This is a genomic window from Saccharospirillum sp. ABV4_185 (assembly GCF_056159245.1).
The window spans coordinates 216,332-232,875 of record NZ_JBSWUW010000001.1; the positions used below are offsets into that span (position 1 = coordinate 216,332).

The following is a 16,544-nucleotide window of genomic DNA, read 5'->3' on the forward strand; positions in this document are numbered from 1 at the left end:
GTCTGCTGAGCCAATGCCGAGTTTTAAGTTCTCAAACCGGCAACGCTAAAACGTCTGTGTGCCCAACGCTGCAGGTACCCAAAGCAGCGCTGGCTTGGCGAAACTGCACCCAGTCTTCCAGCGCGCTGGAGTCGATGTCCGGGTGATCGGCAACCGCCGCGGCTATGCCGGTGATCAGTGCCGACACCATGGCCTGATCGGCTCCATCCAGCTCCCAGGGGCTGCTGGCGGTATGAACTGTAAAGCCGGCCTCAGTGAACAAGCGTTGCATAACCGCACCGGAATCGGGGCCCAGCGCCAGGCCAAAGCCCTTGTCGGTGCGCTGATCCTGATTAAAAGCCGCCAGCACAGCATCATCCAGCGGGTGTTGGGGTGTCCACTCGGTGGTGCCGTCGTAATTCAGGGCGGCATAAAGGCCCAATGGCTGTTGCTGGCTTTGGGCTTTCAGCTTTGTCGCCAGCGCATCGAGAAAATCCTCGGACACCAGATCGAACAACGCCGAGGCGGTGACCAGACGAGCGCCCTCGATAGGCAGTGATGTCAACGCTGCCAGATCCGCTGTGCAGGGCTCTATTCGGTGCGTCTGGCCATGCCGGCGTTCCGCTTCGCCGAGCAAGGTCACATCGTTATCGACCAGGCGCCAGATTAGTGATGGCTGGTTCGGTGAACTGAGCTGTCGCAAGGTGGAACCGGTACCGGCGCCCAAATCAACCACCACCGGGTTTTCAGCCAGTTCCAACCATTGTATTGCCTGATCCTTCAGGCCTTTGTCGCGGGCACGTCGGTCTGCGGCTTCACGCAGATCGAGCCAATCGATACTGAATCCACTCATCGTTGCGGTATTTCCTTATGGGTGTATGGCTTGAACAAGGCGAACCACCTGACCGGCGGTATCGGCCCAGGTGGGTAAGTTGGCGGCCGCGTTGCGGGCACCGGTTTGCAGTTGGCGGCGTAGGTCTTCTTCGGTCAGCAAGGTACGCAGTGCATCTGTTAGCGCGGCTGTGTCGTCAGGTAGTACCAGCAGACCGGCGGATTCAGGCACGACATCCGGCACGGCCCCGGCCCGGGCAGCGATAACAGGTAGGCCCGCAGCCAGCGCTTCGGCGAAGACCATGCCGTAGCCTTCGAACCTAGAGGGCAGCACGAACAGGTCGGCATTGTGGAACTCGGCCTTCAGGTCATCGACCGCGCCGACCAGTTGAATGCGGTCCTGTAGCTGCAATCGGTTCACCTGTTGTTGCAGGGCGTCGCTCCAGTCGGGGTCGAAATCCTTGCCGCCGACAAAGCGGGCCTGCCAGGGCAGATCGACCAAAGGTGCCAACGCATCGATAAGTACATCGTGGGCTTTACGCCGGGTCAGGGTAGCGACGGTCAGCAACTGCATAGGCGACCCGATGCACGGAGCAAAGGGTGTTGGATCAGTGCCGGGTTGCGCCACCACCACCTTTTCCGGTGGCATGGCAAACTGGTCGATCAGAATTTGTCGGGTGTGCTCGCTGGTGACCAGCGTAGAGCGAACGGTGTACAATGCCCGCTGCTCCGATGCCTGAAAACGCTGTTGCTGTGCCGGGTCCAAACCCGACTCCAGCGCCAGCGGGTGATGGCACAAAGCGATGATGCGAAGCCGCTGTGCTTCGGCTTCAGCAAGCTGATCCAGCGTGCCGAAGGCGAGCCCATCGAAGATCACCACCGCACCATCCGGCAGAGCCGCCAGTTTCTGGCGAGCATCTTCCAGCGCCTGGTTATCCGGGAAGGGAAATTGGCTGGAAAGAGCAATCGTTTGGACTTCTAAGCCCAGTTGCCGCAACTCGCGGATCAACCGGCGATCGTAGCGATAACCGCCCGTCGGCGTCGCCAGGTCACCGGGGAATACAAAAAACAAGGTGGTGAAGTTCAACAGAGTTGTGATCCGTTCCAAACAGGGGGGTCGTAACTTATTGAGTAGTGTCCGGGCATGAAAAGCAAGACGCCCAGACATACAAGGATCGTTATACCAACATTAAGAGTACCTCATGTCTATACCTGCCGTGACCCGTATGACCAGCACAAGGATCCCCACTGAATACGGCGATTTCCAGTTGTGCTACTACACCAATACCCTCGATAACAAAGAACACCTGGCTTTTTTTATGGGCGATATCGCCCACGCTGGGCCGGTTCTGGCTCGGGTTCATTCTGAATGTTTCACTGGCGATGTGCTCGGTTCCCGGCGCTGCGATTGCGGTGAACAACTCGACCGGGCCATGGCCATGATCGCCAACGCCGGCGCTGGCGTTGTGCTCTATATGCGCCAGGAAGGCCGCGGCATTGGGCTGCTCGACAAGTTGCGCGCCTATAATCTGCAAGATCAGGGCTACGACACCGTCGACGCCAATTTAATGCTCGGGCACGAAGCCGACGAACGCGACTATTCACTGGCGGCACTGATACTGAAAGATTTGGGAGTGGAGTCAGTACAGCTGATCACCAACAACCCGGCCAAGATCACTGCGCTGGAAGCCGAAGATATTACTGTTTCGCAACGGGTATCGCTGGCCGTCGCGGCCAACACCGATAACGCCGGCTACTTGCTCACCAAGGTGCAGCGTATGGATCATCTGTTGCCCATCGAACCCATCGTTAAATCTGTCAGCTCATGACGCTGAATCAGGACATCGAGCATTGGCTGCTGGCCGAGCAGAAAGCCGCTCAGGGTTCAGGTATCAGCCGCCAGCGCCCGCATATTACGCTCAGCTACGCCCAAAGCTTGGACGGCAGCATTACCACCGCGCCTGGTGAAACCCTGGCACTGAGCAGCGATGCCAGCATGCAGATGACACACCAGTTGCGCAGCCTGCACGATGGCATTTTAGTCGGCATTGGCACCGTCCTGGCCGACAACCCCCGCCTCAACGTGCGCAAATGGACCGGCAAGGATCCGCAACCCATCGTCCTCGACAGCCAGTTGCGCATGCCGCCCAGTTGTCAGCTGTGCCAGAGTGCCGAGCGCGGTTGCTGGGTGCTGACCACTCCGGAAGGCGCGGCCGATCGTGATGACTGTGAACTGATTGTCGTGCCCGGTGATGCCAACGGCCACGTTAACCTCCATGCAGCCATGGCTGTTCTGCACGAACGCGGTATTCGCAGCTTAATGGTGGAGGGCGGCGCTTCGGTGATTACCGCCTTTTTGCGAACGGCCCTGGCCGACGCCGTCATACTGACGGTTGCTCCAGTGTTTGTGGGCGGTTACAACGCCGTAGGCCAACTGGGCGGCGCCGATAGCCTGCCCTTCCCTCATATCGACGATCTGCACAGCCAGCAACTGGGCAACGAGTTGATTGTCTGGGGCCGGCTACGCTACCAGGGTGAAGACGGAACTGGGGTCGAATCATGACCGTTGCTCAGCTCTGGTTTACCGCGCCGTTTCAGGTTGAAGTGCGCAACGTATCTCTGGCACCACCGGCGGCGAATGAAGTTCAGGTGCGCAGCCGTTACTCTGCCGTCAGTCCCGGCACTGAATTACTGCTCTACCGCGGGCAATTGCCCGGTTCGATGGCACTCGACAGCTCGCTCGAATCGCTGCAGGGCGCTTCCCAATACCCGGTGCAATACGGCTATGCCTGTGTCGGAGAGGTACAGCAGGTCGGCGCAGATGTTGACCCGGCCTGGCTGGGGAAAACGGTGTTTTCCTTCCAACCCCACGCCAGTCATTTCACGGCTCGCCCAGACCAGCTGATTGCCGTACCAACCGACATTTCCGCCGAAGCCGCCGTCTTTCTGCCCAACATGGAAACGGCCGTTAACCTGGTGCAGGATGGCCAGCCGATGCTCGGCGAGCGGGTCGTAGTGCTCGGCCAGGGTGTGGTCGGTTTGCTGTTATCGGGTGTGCTGTCGCAATACCCCTTGGCCTCGTTGCAGGCCGTTGAAGGCCAGGCCAACCGCCAGACACTGGCTCGCCAACTGGGCGTACAGGCGGTCTTCAGCCCGGCAGACGCCACTCCAAATCAGCAACCCGATCTGGCCGATGCCGATTTGATTTACGAGATCAGCGGGCATCCCGACGCCCTGAATCTGGCCATTGGTCTGAGTGGTTATGCCAGCCGCATCGTGATTGGCAGTTGGTATGGCAACAAGACGGTATCGGTCGATTTAGGCGGCGAGGCGCATCGCAACCGCCTGCAACTGATCACCAGCCAGGTCAGCACGCTGGCTCCGGCTTTGAGCGGCCGCTGGAGCAAAGAACGCCGCTTCGACGTTGCCTGGGAAATGATTCGCCGTCTCGACCCAACCCAACTGATCACCCACCGGCTGCCATTGCGCAAAGCCGGCACCCTTTACCAGCAACTGCACGACTCTCAAGCCGACTCTCAAATCGAGATGGTGCAGCCGCTGTTTGATTATTCCATTGATTAACCGATAAGGATTTCTATGTATACCGTTGCCGTTACCCAGGATTTTATTGCCAATCATTATCTGATTGGCGGGGACTGGGGTGCTGAGAACAATCCCCACGCCCACCACTACGTGCTCGAAGTGCGCATCGAAAGCGACACCCTGAACGAGCATGGCTACCTGGTCGATATCGTCGAAATCGAAGCCGCCCTGAACCAGGTGGTGGGTTATTACCGAGACAGCATGCTCAACGACAAACCGGAATTCGCTGGCCTGAACCCGAGCATTGAGCATTTCAGCCGCATCCTCAGCGAACAGCTGTTGGCCGACATTACCCCGCCCGGCACCGGTGCACTCACCGTCAAACTCTGGGAGAACGATACCTGCTGGGCGGCTTACCGGCATTCATTCGGCTGATACGGCTTTGCCTTTGCTGGTCAGCCGAGGGCGATGAAAGCTGTACAAACACGCCAAGCCCACCAGCAACACCAGCGCATCGCGCAGCCGGGTCAGTGCAATCAGCCCCAGGGCCGCACTGACCGGCAATCCCAGCAACTGGAACGACCACAACAGCGACGCCTCGATGGTGCCAATGCCGCCCGGCACCGGCAGCAACATGGCCAGCCGCATGCCCACCATGATGGTCAATAAATCGCTCAACGATGGCGAGAGATTAAGAAAGCGCAACAACAGCCACAACTCCAGCAACAACGCCACCCAACCCAGCAACGACAACAGCAAGGCGACCGCCAAACGCCCGCGGTGCAAAGCCAGGGCGCCCTGCATCAAGCGCACCAGCGCCTGCCAGCCGCCTTCTTGGTTAGAATCCTGGTCAGCCGAAGCGGGTCGCCAGCGTTGCACAAAAGGGCGAATCCGATTCGCCAGCCACAGCGGGTGGTACACCACCAGCGCCGCCGCCGCGACCAAGGCAACCAAGACCCCAGCCAAGATGGCCGAGACCTGAAGCCCTTCATCGAGCGGCACCACGGTGGTACCCAGCAGCATCAATACACCCGCGAGCAAGACAGCGATATTGGTCGCGGTCTCCACAAAACGGTCCAACCCCAGCATGGCGACAGCGCGGTGCAGCGGCTGCGCGAAAAGGCGGTGCAACCAGAACACTTGCAGCGGTTCGCCACCAAAATGCGGTCCGGGAGTCAGAAAACTGACCGCACTGCCCGCCTGGCGCATCCGAAATAAACTGACCAAGGATAACGGCGTCTGCACTGCCTGCCCCAGCAATTGCCAACGCTGAACGGCCAAATACAGAATGCCGCCATTGACCAGTGTCCATAGCAGCCAATTGTGCCAACTGAGCTGCTCAAGCTGGGCGGCTATGCTGTGCAGTGGCAACTGCCTGAGCGTCCAAACGGCCAGCGCCAGCGCCAGCAGCCACAGCACTCCGGTGGTGAGGCTCCATCGATTGAAGCCACGATGCGTTGTCATGCAACAGGCTCCCGGCGAGCGCCCAGCCAGCCGCTGACGTGAAGCCAATCACGACAGAAACCCAGCAACAGCGGGATCATCAGGGCAAAGCTTAGCCAGTGGATAACCGATTCAGGCAGAGGTGGCCACAAGGCAAACGCCACCAGCACCATTTGCGCCCCGGCCAGGTATCGACGCATCTGGCTTGGCGGCAGCGCATACACTGGCCGACCGCGTTGCGCCCGCCAGCGGATGCCCCACCGGAACAGGTAATAAGCCACGCTGACCAGCAAATAAACCGCCGGAAGCCGATCGGTAAAGACGGCAACCAGCGGCGCGATCAGCAAACCAAAAGCATCCATGGCGGTATCGAGTTCAGTCCCCAGCCGCGTGGTCTGCTGCTGACGCCGGGCGACATAACCATCAAGCCCATCCAAGGCGGCGGCCAGGGTGTAAAGTACCGCCGGTGCGAACAGCAACCCCGCGTGAAATTGAAGTGGGATGATTGCCAGAAACCCGGCCGTCGCACCAATCAACCAGCCGCGCAGCAGCGTAATACGATTGGCCGTACCCAGGCTGGTGAACACTCGGTTATCGAGGGTACTGACGTTCAAATGCAGCCGCGTGCGGCACTGCCATAACACAAACGCCCAGCCAGCCAGACTGCCAACTAACCAGCCCGCCGCGGTGACCGGCTGATCTGTAAACCATAAAACCAGAGCACCCGCCAGCAACACAGCCGTCCCCAACCAGGCGATGTGCACCCATTCACGCTGCAATGGCGATGACACCCGAGCGCTAAACATAGCGGCAAAACGCGTAAATGAACCCGACATAAGCACTCCGGCTAATGCGAAACAGGCGATAAATGATCATAATACGGACCCCGAAAAAGATGGGGCCGGAGTATACGACCCGAGCGCTGGAAGGGACCAGCGCTCGCAGCCTAACCGACCTCGTACCCTGTTTGAATACGCACGCATCACTCTCGACCCGCACTTGATGGAAAGGAAAAACATCATGCTACCTAGAAGTACCCGGCCCGGTTATTGGGCTGTGGCAGTCTTGCTATTGCTATTAATTGCCGGCCTGCTGTTGAGCCGGTCGCTTATGGCGCCACCGGCGTCAGAGTCCGACACCCCAGCATTTAACCAACCTTGGCTTGAGGACCAGGCCCGCAAATTGGCGAGCAAACCTTTCATACCCGATACCCTGGCCGACAACAGCGCGCTGCGCGCCTTGAGCTATGACCAGTACCGGAGCATCCGGTTTGATCCGAACCACGCCGTCTGGAGTGACGAACCCAGCCCGTTTCAGCTGCAATTGTTTCACCCGGGGTTCCTGCACAACTTGCCCGTTGGCATTCACCTGGTGGAAAACGGCGTGGCTCGTCGCTTGAACTTCGATACCGCTGTGTTCAACTACGACGACAGCACCATTGACGTGAACAACCTCAGCGCCGACGGCTACGCCGGCTTTCGGGTTCACCACCCCATCAACAGCGCCGAATACTACGATGAATTTCTGGTGTTCCTGGGCGCCAGCTACTTTCGGGCGGTCGCTAAAGACCAGTTTTACGGGCTTTCAGCGCGCGGCCTGGCGGTGAACACTGTCGGCGAAGGCGACGAGGAATTCCCGCACTTTTCTGATTTCTGGATTGAACAGCCAGCCAGCGACGACCGCGAAATCATCATCTACGCCCTGCTCGACAGCGCTTCGGTCACCGGTGCCTATCGCTTTACCGTCATGCCCGGCGAGGAGACCGTCATGGACGTCGATGCCAGCCTCTACCCGCGCGTCGACACACCGCGCATTGGCGTTGCCCCGCTGACCTCCATGTTTATGTTCGACACCACCAACCGCGCCCAGTTCGATGATTTCCGCAACGCCGTACACGACTCCGACGGCCTGCAAATTGTGCAAGCCAATGGCGAGCAAATCTGGCGACCCCTGGCCAACCCGGCCCATTGGCAAGCCTCGTCCTTTGAGACCGCAGACTCCGCCATGCCGACCGGCTTTGGGTTGATGCAGCGCCGAGACACCTTCGAGCAATTCAACGACAACGAAGCCCGTTACGACAAACGGCCGTCACTCTGGGTCGAGCCGCTGGGTGATTGGGGCCAAGGCCACGTCGAACTGTTGGAAATTCCGACCGACGGTGAATACCAGGACAACATTGTCGCCTATTGGCAACCGGCTGGTGGCTTGAAAGTCGGCCAGACCTACCGCTACCAATACCGCCTGCACTGGGGCGCGGCCTCGGCCTACGCACCGGAACAAGGGCGCATCACTAACACCGCTTCCGGCCGCGCACTGGGCAGTAATGACCGCATTTTTGTGATTGATTACAGCGACGGGCAAACATTGCCAACATCGGCCGATACCATGCGTATCCATGCCAGCACCAGCGCTGGCGAGATCACCGATGTCAGCGGCACCCTGATAGAGGCCACCGGCCACTACCAGGCCTACGTAAAACTCAACCCGGGTGAAGCCGATTTAGCCGAACTGCGCGTCGCGCTGGAAGTCGACGGCCAGCCCTGGGGTGAAACCTGGCTGTATCGGTGGACGCGATGACAACGACACTCACGCCACCGGCATCGCCCCTGTCCATGCCCACCCAACAGCTGTCACAACGCCCGAGCCAGTTTGCAAGCCGCCAAACGCTGACCACCTGGCTGGCGCGTTATTTTACCTTTGGCGGCAGCCTGGCACTGACCGTCGCCGCCAGTTGGCAAATGGTCCTAACCTTGCCACTGGGCGATGCCGTGACAACAACCGGCCACACCGACTTCTGGGTAACAACATTGCTGTGGTTACTGTTGGGCCTGTTCACCCTGACCTTCGGCTGGATTTCGCTGACAGCAACGTCCGCTATGGCGGCGCTGTTGTTCTATCGCGCCCACCCCGGTTCACGGCAATACCGAGCCAAACCCCATACCCCCTTGCGCGGCAAAACCGTGCTGCTGATGCCCATCTACAACGAGGACGCCGCCAGCGCCTGCGCGGCTCTGGCCTCCATGGGTGAGGACTTGGGCCGTCTGAAGCTGCAGTCGCATTTCGAGATATTTATCCTCTCGGACAGCAACAAATCCGACGTCGTCCGCTCCGAAACCGCCGCGGTGCAGTGTCTACGTGATCGACTCGATGATTGTCTGCCGGTCTGGTACCGCCGACGCACCCAGAACACCGAACGCAAAACCGGCAACATTCGCGACTTCATCAACCGCTGGGGCAGCGCTTACGACTACATGGTGGTGCTGGATGCCGACAGCCTGATCGCCGCTGACACCCTGGCCACCCTGGTACGGGAAATGGATGCCGACGCCAACACCGGCATCGTGCAAACGCTGCCCCGCCAATACGCCGGCGAAACCCTCTTTGCCCGGCTGCAACAATTTTCGAGTTTGGCCTACGGCCTGGTGTTCGCCAGAGGCCTGAGCGCCTGGCAGGGCGACAGCGGCAACTACTGGGGACACAACGCCATCATTCGCATCCGCGCCTTCGCGGCGGCCGCTGGCTTGCCCCAACTGCCAGGCCCACGCCCCTTCGGCGGCGAAGTACGCTCACACGATTTTGTCGAAGCCGCGCTGATTCGGCGCGCTGGCTGGTCGGTACGCATGCTGCCCGACCTGGACGGCTCCTGGGAGGAATGCCCACCCACCCTGCGCGACGCCGCCATTCGCGACCGGCGCTGGGCGCAAGGCAACGTTCAACACCTGGCCGTGTTATGCACTCGCGGTCTGCGCTGGCCGAGCCGCGCGCACATGATCATGGGTGTAATGAACTACCTGACCTCCCTGCTATGGCTCGCCATGATGACGGTAGGCTTGGTGCTGAGCACGCGCTTTGCGCTGCAACAAAGCCAGGGCATTGCCGGTGGCGCGCTGCCCCGGTTCGATTCAGACCGCATGGTCGGGCTGTTCGTGTGCACCATGGCGCTGTTGCTGCTGCCCAAAATGTTGGGACTGCTGGGCGGTTTACTGAGCAAAACGCGGCGCGGCGGCACCAGCCGGCTGAGGTTTTTGGTCAGTGCCTTGCTGGAATTGCTGTTCTCGGTACTGCACGCGCCCATTTTCATGCTGGTACACAGTCGTCACTTATGGGAAATCGCCCGCGGGCAAGATTCAGGTTGGTCCGCCCAGCGGCGGCAGGGACGTGGTGTCATCTGGCGACCGTTAATCGCCAATCATGGCGTGCAGGCCTTACTTGGAATAATGGTGCTCGGCCTGTTGCTGTGGCAATCGTCTTCATTGTTGTATTGGATGCTGCCCACGGTCATCGGGCTGATATTGGCCGTACCGCTTTGCGCCCTCACAGGCAGCAAAACGGCCGGCCAATGGCTGGCAAGGTGGGGTTTGCTGGGCATCCCCGAAGAGACGGCCCCACCTGAGATTATGCAACGCCGACAGGCGTTTCTGGAGACTTATTCGGTAGCTATTAATAACCGAGAAAACAACTCTCGATAATTAATACTCGATAAAAAGACGGCTGTTACAGCATGCGCCGAAACAAGCCGTCTTTATCGATCAGGTGTTTCATCGCCGCGCCAATATGACCGACGATCAATACGCCCAGCGATATCGCCAAGAAGCCGTGAATCGCAAACAAACGATTGGCCAAAGCTTCGTCCACAGGCACAAACGGCATAGCCGGTAACTGATAACCACCCAGGGTCACCAGTGCCGGATATGCGGTAACTCCGGCCCAGCCAAACAACGGCGTTAACACCAGCACGACATAAAGCAAAGAGTGCAAACTATGGGCGGCCAGTTGCAGGTGACGGGGCAACGTATCCGGATACGCAGGTCCCTTAAGCCATACCTTCATGACGATCCGCACCACCATCAGCAACAGAACGCTAAAACCGATCGCCTTGTGCCAGTTGTACAAGGTATTGGTCAAAGCTCCCCAAATATTAGCCTCGGCACGTTCGGCCATTACGATGCCGATGGGTATCAATGCGAAGACCATCAGGGCCATTAGCCAGTGCAGTAGTCGCCAAGCTAGCGGGTATTTTTGAATTTGAGGCATGGTTCAGTTCCCTTAATAAGTTTCAAAGAGGAGATTCGTTCCCTAAAAGACATAATAAAGGTTGTCTTTACTGGTGACTATCTTAAAGCTCGATGCTTCTCAGCCATAACACCTCTCGCCAGGCACTTACCCTGTTGAATGATGCGACACGAGGACTGCCGGTCCGGATGTTTCAGCCAACTGACTCCTCAGAAAAACCTGCTAGGCGGGCAGCTTCGCCACCATCTTAACGAAATGATGATCGAATAATTCCATGGTCCGTACTGTACGGATTATCGTCATCAATATGATCGTTCCAGATGCGGGTGTCCTGGTGTTTCCAGATCATATCCTGGGAATACTCAAAGAATTCTTCCGACACCAGTATGTGGTCCAGCACCCCTTTGTGACTGTTGTGTTCGTGGGTGTAATAGACGTCCCGGAAGGATTTCAGTTGCTGGAAAAACAAGGTGCTGTAGAGCGAACGGTCGGCACCACGAGCCCGATTCGATAGCGTTGGCTGATCGGTAATCAGACTCAAGGTATTGCTCAGCGGATCGTCATTTAAATCACCGATTACAACGACCGGGGTGTTGGATCCACGCAACTGATCGATCAACATCATGCGCAGGGCGGTTGCTTCTGCGGTGCGACGTATGGTCGAGAGGGCGCTGCCAATTGCACTTCGATATTGACTGGGCAAGCGGGTCACCCGAGCAGGCAGTTTGGATTTCAAATGACAGGCGTAAAGCGTAAAGGGTGGCGTATTTCGGTCCGATGAATGAGCAACCTGCGCCTTGATAATACTGCGTGAAAACTGATCAATACTAACGCTTACTTCGTCGTCTTCACCATCACCCTCATCGAGTTTCACTAACTTGGTGAACGGAAATTTTTTGATCACCTCAGCCGAGGTTATTTGCCAGGGAGGACGGACGATCATGGCCACCGCTATATTGTACCAACGGTCTGCGATGTATTGCGTTCGGTACCCGGATAATTCAGCGACCGACAAAACATCATCCAAGGCGTCCTTATGCCAAAGCTCCTGAAATACCACGATATCGGCATCCACCTCAATCAAGATGCGACGGATCCAATCCCGTTTACCTTGATATTCCTTCTGGGTAACAGGCGTGCTGGTATAAGTGGTTAAACCGGCTTTTTGAAAGTTATAGAGATTGAACGAAGCAAAGCTGATATCGGCTGCCACTCTGCGCCCTCCCCGGTTTCATTTGGCACTTTGACTATAGCCGCCAATACCGTTTTAGAAGGTTCCCGTTGCAGGTCGATGACAGATCAGTGTCTGACAGAGAACGATTTTATTGCGAATAACCAGCCAATGAGTGGGTGAAATTGAAGCTCGATGACGCATCGGATTGAGTGTTTGGCATCGCGAAAACAGCCAGCATCGTCACGACCACGACCAGCATCAATCGACGCAATGATGCTTCCAGGGTTTCTGTTTTGGTTAAAGGCATGGAACAAGCTCCGGCTGAGAAGGTTTCGTTATCCCTGTCACAACTTAACCTAAAGCCGCCCCAAAAGGTGTGAAAGGCCGCTCATTACCATAGCGGCCCAAATAAAAAGGGCACCATCTAGTGCCCTTGCCGATCATTAACAGGATTCGGCTTAGCCTTTGCGACCTTCAACGCTCAGACTGCCCGGGCCCATGGCCACCAGGAACAGGAAACCACCAGCGATGGCGATGTTCTTGTTGAAGGAGATCATTTGCATCTGATCGGCCGGATCGAAGTGGAACAAGAGGCCAGAAATGACGCAGAAACCAGCCAACAGAACAGCGGCAATACGAGTCTGATAGCCGATCAATACTGCCAAGCCACCCAGTACTTCAACCAGAATTGCCGGATAGATCAGAATGCCAGGCACGCCGACCATTTCCATATAAGCCTGATTGCCTTCCAGGCCAGTGATCTTGCTCAAACCCGACAGAATAAACATGTAGGAGATCAGCACACGGCCAACCAGCAGAGCCCAGGGAGATAACATTTTCATTGAAACAATCCTTTTTTGAGTTGGTTAGAAAACCCAAATCACTATAGAGAGACCTACAGGACCTGCCTATCTAAATAATTAGAGCTAGTTGATTAGAATTTCTGAAATAGTCGCTGAACGTTGGCGGAGGTCTGTTCCATTAAAGAAACAAGACTCTGAGATCGTGCCTGAGCAAGACAATCCGCCGTCTGCAACAGATCCAACAGAGGATTATCATGGTCTGGTTGCGCCGGACGCATGTCCGGGGCATCGGTTTCCAGCAAGATATGTTCAGCCGGAATACGGGCAAAGGCGTCACGGGTTTTAGCAGACTTCAATATCAGGCTACCGCAGCCGAGATACCAACCTTTATCCAGATAAGCCGTTGCCTGTTGATAAGGCCCCAAAAACGCATGCACCACACCACGGACGTCCGGATAACGTTTGAGCAGCGCCAGTACCCGATCATGAGCCTTCACCGAATGCACAATCACCGGTAACTGGTATTCACTCGCCAAGGCCAACTGGGCTTCAAACCAGCGCTGCTGTAATTCGGGCGAGGCTTTCGATGCATTTCCCGAATGGAAATCCAGCCCGATTTCACCCAGCGCAATGCACTGCGGGTATTCCGACAACATCGTTTGCAGGGACGTTAAATCAGGCTCAGTCGGTGGTAAAAACCAGGGATGGTGACCAAAGGCGAGACGGATTCGAGGGTCGGACGAAAAACGTTGCCCGGCAAGGTGCCATTGCTGTGGCTCAGTACCGGGCAAGATCCACTGAGCTATGCCAGCGGCCTGTGCTTCTTTTAAAGCGCCATCCGGATCAGGCAGGCTGTCCGGATGGCAATGGGCATCGATCCAGGCCATTAGAAGTAACTGAAACGATCCTCGAGCATACGCAACCGGGCTTCGGCGTCGGCAATATCACGAATCAACTGTTCGTTACGGCTGCGCAACGCGCCCTGGCGTTCGCGCAAACGAGTGATTTCGTTGTAGGTCGCGCGACGTTCCTCTTCACTCAGCGATTCGGAGAACAGCACCGCTTCCATTTCACTCAAACGACGCTGCGACTGCGACAGTTCATTCTCGTTACTGCGCTGTTCACTGCGCAGGCCACTGATTTCCGAAGTCACCGCGTAGATTTCCCGGCCAGCCTGATAGCCATCAAGGAACTCCGGCTCCAGTGACGGCGGGCAGATGCCGGTGTACTGGTAGCCATTGCGGGCGCGACTGAAACCGTTACGAGCGGTACAGAAGTTCAGCAAACCTTCGTCGTGACCATCCTGATACTGCCGCAGGTCCGGCGTAACACCGTGTTTGGCACAGGCTTCGCGATGAGCGCCGATGCGGTTGGCGGGATAACCATTAGCGCCGTCTTCAAAGCCAATGGAGAACCAATCAGCGGTCAAACATTCTTCTTCACTGAGGGTGGCACAACCAGACAACACGAGCAGGGAGGCCAGCAGAAGGGCCGCTAATCGCTTCATAATCAACTCCTGTGTCAGCGATTTGTCATTTTGATGTAAAGGATTCTGGCACAGAAAGCTGAACCGGTCATGAACCTTTGGGCATACCATGCGGCCGCTCGACCCAGAGATTGCGATCAGGCGCGATGGGCGCCGGCTCAGGTTCAATGGGCAAAGGCTGCGGTTGATGCAGTAAGGGTTTTAACGACACCCATTCGATATCGGGATAGTCAGCCGGGTCGAGGCCGGCAAAGAACGCCAGCGTTTCCGGATAGGGATGACAGATGATGGTCACATTGCCCTGCTTGCGCGCGATGGCCAACGCCTGCTGCCACTGCTGGGCAAGAAACTCCGGCGTGCGCTCATGATCGAGAAAGATGCGCCGCCGCGACCAGGGCACTCCCATGGCATCGGCGACCCGCCAGCCCTGGGAATCGGCAATGGTCAATGAGTCAAAGAAAAACAGCTGGCGCTCTTTCAACTCCGCCATCACCCAACCCATGGCTTCGGCATCGCGCGTCAGCTGGCTGCCCATATGATTGCTCAACCCTTCGGCAAAGGGCACGCCGTCGAGTCCGGCCAGCAGATTGGCTAACAACTGCTCACGCCCTTCGTTACGATCCAGCCCCAAAGGCCCCAAGGGCAACCCACGCTGGTTCGACATCGGCGCGTGCACGATCACCGTCTTTTGAGCCCGATGAGTTTCCTGTGCCAGCGCTTGAGTAAAAGGACGCCCGGGCATAATGCCGAGCGTTTGAACGAAGGGAATGTTGATGGCGCTGAGCCCCGCACGCCATTGGTTGCCCAGATCGTCAACGACGATGGCAACCTGCGTCGAAGCCTGAGTCAGGCCGGTCCACGCCAACAACAGGCACAGACCAACCCAACGCACGCCTTTGCTGCTGTTAACGTGCGCCATTCAAAAAGCGCATGCCTTTGAGCACTGTCAGCGCCTGATACAGCTGATAATCATCAATCAGCTGGGTATCGGTTTCAGTGCTGTCTTCGGCACGATCTTCACTGCCGTTTTCACCTTCCGGGTTAGCCAGGTGACCGGCCAGATCCGCTTCGGTGTAATAAGGATTGCCGTTTTCCTGCGTCAGTTTACCGGGACGAACTTCAATGTCCGGCACGATACCCTGCGCCTGAATGGAACGGCCTGACGGCGTGAAATAGCGCGCCGTGGTCAGCTTGATGGCATGGCTTTCATCCAGCGGCAGAATGGTTTGCACCGAGCCTTTACCGAAGCTGCGCGTGCCCATAATGATGCCGCGATGATGATCCTGAATGGCACCGGCAACGATCTCCGAAGCCGAGGCACTGCCACCGTTGATCAGCACCACCAGATTGACGCCTTCGCTCGGATCCTCAGAATGCGCGCGGAAGCGGCTGGCACTGTTGGGCAGACGACCTTCGGTGTAGACGATCAGGCCTTCGGAAATCAGCGCATCGACCACCTCGACCGAGGCTTGCAGCACGCCGCCGGGGTTATTGCGCAAGTCCAGCACCATGCCATCCAACGGACCGCCGTTTTCACTGCGCAAGGTGTCCATGGCTTCGACAAAGTCGCGACCGGTGCGTTCCTGGAACTGGGAGATGCGCACATAACCGAAGTTGTCTTCGAGCATGCGCTGGCGCACTGAGGTGATCTGAATAACATCACGCACGATTTCGATGGTCAGCGGCTGGTTCTCGCCTTCGCGCACCACTGTCAGTTCAATCGGATCGCCGGGCTCACCGCGCATCAGGGTGACCGCATCGTTGACCGTCATGCCTTTTACCGGGGTGTCATCGATCTGGGTGATCAGATCGCCCGACTGCATGCCCGCGCGAAACGCCGGGGTATCGTCGATGGGCGCGACCACACGGATAAAACCGGTTTCATCCAGAGTGATTTCAATACCCAGGCCGCCGTATTCACCCGAGGTGCTTTCGCGCAAATCGGCGAAGTCTTCCGGGGTCAGGTAATCGGAATGTGGGTCGAGACCGGACAGCATGCCTTCAATGGCACTTTCAATAAGTTCACTGTCATCAATCTCTTCAACGTAAGCCTGTTTGATACGATCCAGTACCTGAGACAGCATACGGACGTCATCTACCGGCAGGCGGGTCTGACTTTTTTCGGCGTGGACACTGCTGGCAATACCGATGGAAATACCAACAATCAAGGCCGTCAGTGCAGTCAACCAGGGGCTGCGAATCAACTTCATAAGGGTTCCTTTCGCGTCTGTGTTCGATGGCATAGCGTCACCCGGGGCGCGTTCTGCGGTGT

At 57.4% G+C, this 16,544-nt stretch carries 18 protein-coding genes; 6 read left to right on the forward strand and 12 right to left on the reverse strand.

The genetic code is table 11. The annotated features are described in order from the left end of the window. Positions 1–31 precede the first annotated feature (31 nt). Positions 32–832, reverse strand: coding sequence for a class I SAM-dependent methyltransferase (locus ACXAE6_RS00980; protein WP_475143307.1), 801 nt, complete (start codon positions 830–832; stop codon positions 32–34). 15 nt (positions 833–847) lie between these two features. Next, positions 848–1,897: a glycosyltransferase family 4 protein gene (locus ACXAE6_RS00985; RefSeq protein ID WP_475143310.1), complete on the reverse strand. Its 1,050-nt coding sequence runs from the start codon at positions 1,895–1,897 to the stop codon at positions 848–850. Positions 1,898–2,012: 115 nt separating this feature from the next. Here ACXAE6_RS00985 and ribA point away from each other — a divergent pair, with 115 nt between their 5' ends. From ribA to ACXAE6_RS01005, 4 genes are read left to right on the forward strand one after another with little or no spacing between them, the layout of a single operon-like run. After that, the gene (gene ribA / locus ACXAE6_RS00990; RefSeq protein WP_475143313.1) at positions 2,013–2,639 is read left to right on the forward strand and encodes a GTP cyclohydrolase II; all 627 of its coding nucleotides are present in this window, start codon (positions 2,013–2,015) and stop codon (positions 2,637–2,639) included. Beyond that, a complete protein-coding gene (locus ACXAE6_RS00995) occupies positions 2,636–3,373 on the forward strand; it encodes a RibD family protein (RefSeq protein ID WP_475143315.1) in 738 nt (245 codons plus the stop codon). The genes ribA and ACXAE6_RS00995 overlap by 4 nt, the downstream gene beginning before the upstream one ends. Further along, a complete protein-coding gene (locus ACXAE6_RS01000) occupies positions 3,370–4,392 on the forward strand; it encodes a zinc-dependent alcohol dehydrogenase (protein WP_475143318.1) in 1,023 nt (340 codons plus the stop codon). The genes ACXAE6_RS00995 and ACXAE6_RS01000 overlap by 4 nt, the downstream gene beginning before the upstream one ends. Before the next feature lie 15 nt (positions 4,393–4,407). Further along, positions 4,408–4,788, forward strand: coding sequence for a 6-pyruvoyl trahydropterin synthase family protein (locus ACXAE6_RS01005; protein WP_475143322.1), 381 nt, complete (start codon positions 4,408–4,410; stop codon positions 4,786–4,788). Here the strand turns inward: ACXAE6_RS01005 and ACXAE6_RS01010 are convergent. Next, a complete protein-coding gene (locus ACXAE6_RS01010; protein WP_475143324.1) occupies positions 4,777–5,817 on the reverse strand; it encodes a lysylphosphatidylglycerol synthase transmembrane domain-containing protein in 1,041 nt (346 codons plus the stop codon). The genes ACXAE6_RS01005 and ACXAE6_RS01010 overlap by 12 nt on opposite strands. Continuing rightward, positions 5,814–6,632 (reverse strand): CDP-alcohol phosphatidyltransferase family protein, encoded by an 819-nt coding sequence (locus ACXAE6_RS01015; protein WP_475143326.1) that lies wholly within the window; start codon positions 6,630–6,632, stop codon positions 5,814–5,816. The genes ACXAE6_RS01010 and ACXAE6_RS01015 overlap by 4 nt, the downstream gene beginning before the upstream one ends. Before the next feature lie 274 nt (positions 6,633–6,906). Here ACXAE6_RS01015 and ACXAE6_RS01020 point away from each other — a divergent pair, with 274 nt between their 5' ends. Together ACXAE6_RS01020 and mdoH are read left to right on the forward strand one after the other, a co-directional pair. Continuing rightward, complete coding sequence (locus ACXAE6_RS01020; RefSeq protein WP_475151685.1) at positions 6,907–8,373, forward strand: OpgD/OpgG family glucan biosynthesis protein; 1,467 nt, start codon at positions 6,907–6,909, stop codon at positions 8,371–8,373. Further along, positions 8,370–10,265: a glucans biosynthesis glucosyltransferase MdoH gene (gene mdoH / locus ACXAE6_RS01025; protein ID WP_475143328.1), complete on the forward strand. Its 1,896-nt coding sequence runs from the start codon at positions 8,370–8,372 to the stop codon at positions 10,263–10,265. The genes ACXAE6_RS01020 and mdoH overlap by 4 nt, the downstream gene beginning before the upstream one ends. Positions 10,266–10,290: 25 nt before the next feature. On the opposite strand, the gene ACXAE6_RS01030 is transcribed toward mdoH, so the two are convergent. The 8 genes from ACXAE6_RS01030 to ACXAE6_RS01065 all read right to left on the reverse strand — a co-directional run bounded on the left by ACXAE6_RS01030 (position 10,291) and on the right by ACXAE6_RS01065 (position 16,482). After that, entirely contained in the window at positions 10,291–10,830 is a 540-nt protein-coding gene (locus ACXAE6_RS01030; RefSeq protein WP_475143331.1) for a cytochrome b, read from the reverse strand. Between the two features lie 226 nt (positions 10,831–11,056). Then, the gene (locus ACXAE6_RS01035) at positions 11,057–12,022 is read right to left on the reverse strand and encodes an endonuclease/exonuclease/phosphatase family protein (RefSeq protein WP_475143334.1); all 966 of its coding nucleotides are present in this window, start codon (positions 12,020–12,022) and stop codon (positions 11,057–11,059) included. 109 nt (positions 12,023–12,131) lie between these two features. After that, positions 12,132–12,290, reverse strand: a complete 159-nt coding sequence (locus ACXAE6_RS01040) for a hypothetical protein (protein WP_475143339.1) — start codon at positions 12,288–12,290, stop codon at positions 12,132–12,134. Positions 12,291–12,441: 151 nt separating this feature from the next. Beyond that, positions 12,442–12,825, reverse strand: coding sequence for a DoxX family protein (locus tag ACXAE6_RS01045; protein WP_475143341.1), 384 nt, complete (start codon positions 12,823–12,825; stop codon positions 12,442–12,444). Between the two features lie 92 nt (positions 12,826–12,917). Then, entirely contained in the window at positions 12,918–13,673 is a 756-nt protein-coding gene (locus tag ACXAE6_RS01050; protein ID WP_475143345.1) for a TatD family hydrolase, read from the reverse strand. Continuing rightward, entirely contained in the window at positions 13,673–14,293 is a 621-nt protein-coding gene (locus ACXAE6_RS01055) for a DUF2799 domain-containing protein (protein ID WP_392800010.1), read from the reverse strand. The genes ACXAE6_RS01050 and ACXAE6_RS01055 overlap by 1 nt, the downstream gene beginning before the upstream one ends. 67 nt (positions 14,294–14,360) lie before the next feature. Next, positions 14,361–15,191, reverse strand: coding sequence for a divergent polysaccharide deacetylase family protein (locus ACXAE6_RS01060; protein ID WP_475143350.1), 831 nt, complete (start codon positions 15,189–15,191; stop codon positions 14,361–14,363). Next, positions 15,178–16,482, reverse strand: coding sequence for a S41 family peptidase (locus ACXAE6_RS01065; RefSeq protein WP_475143354.1), 1,305 nt, complete (start codon positions 16,480–16,482; stop codon positions 15,178–15,180). The genes ACXAE6_RS01060 and ACXAE6_RS01065 overlap by 14 nt, the downstream gene beginning before the upstream one ends. Positions 16,483–16,544: the final 62 nt, after the last annotated feature.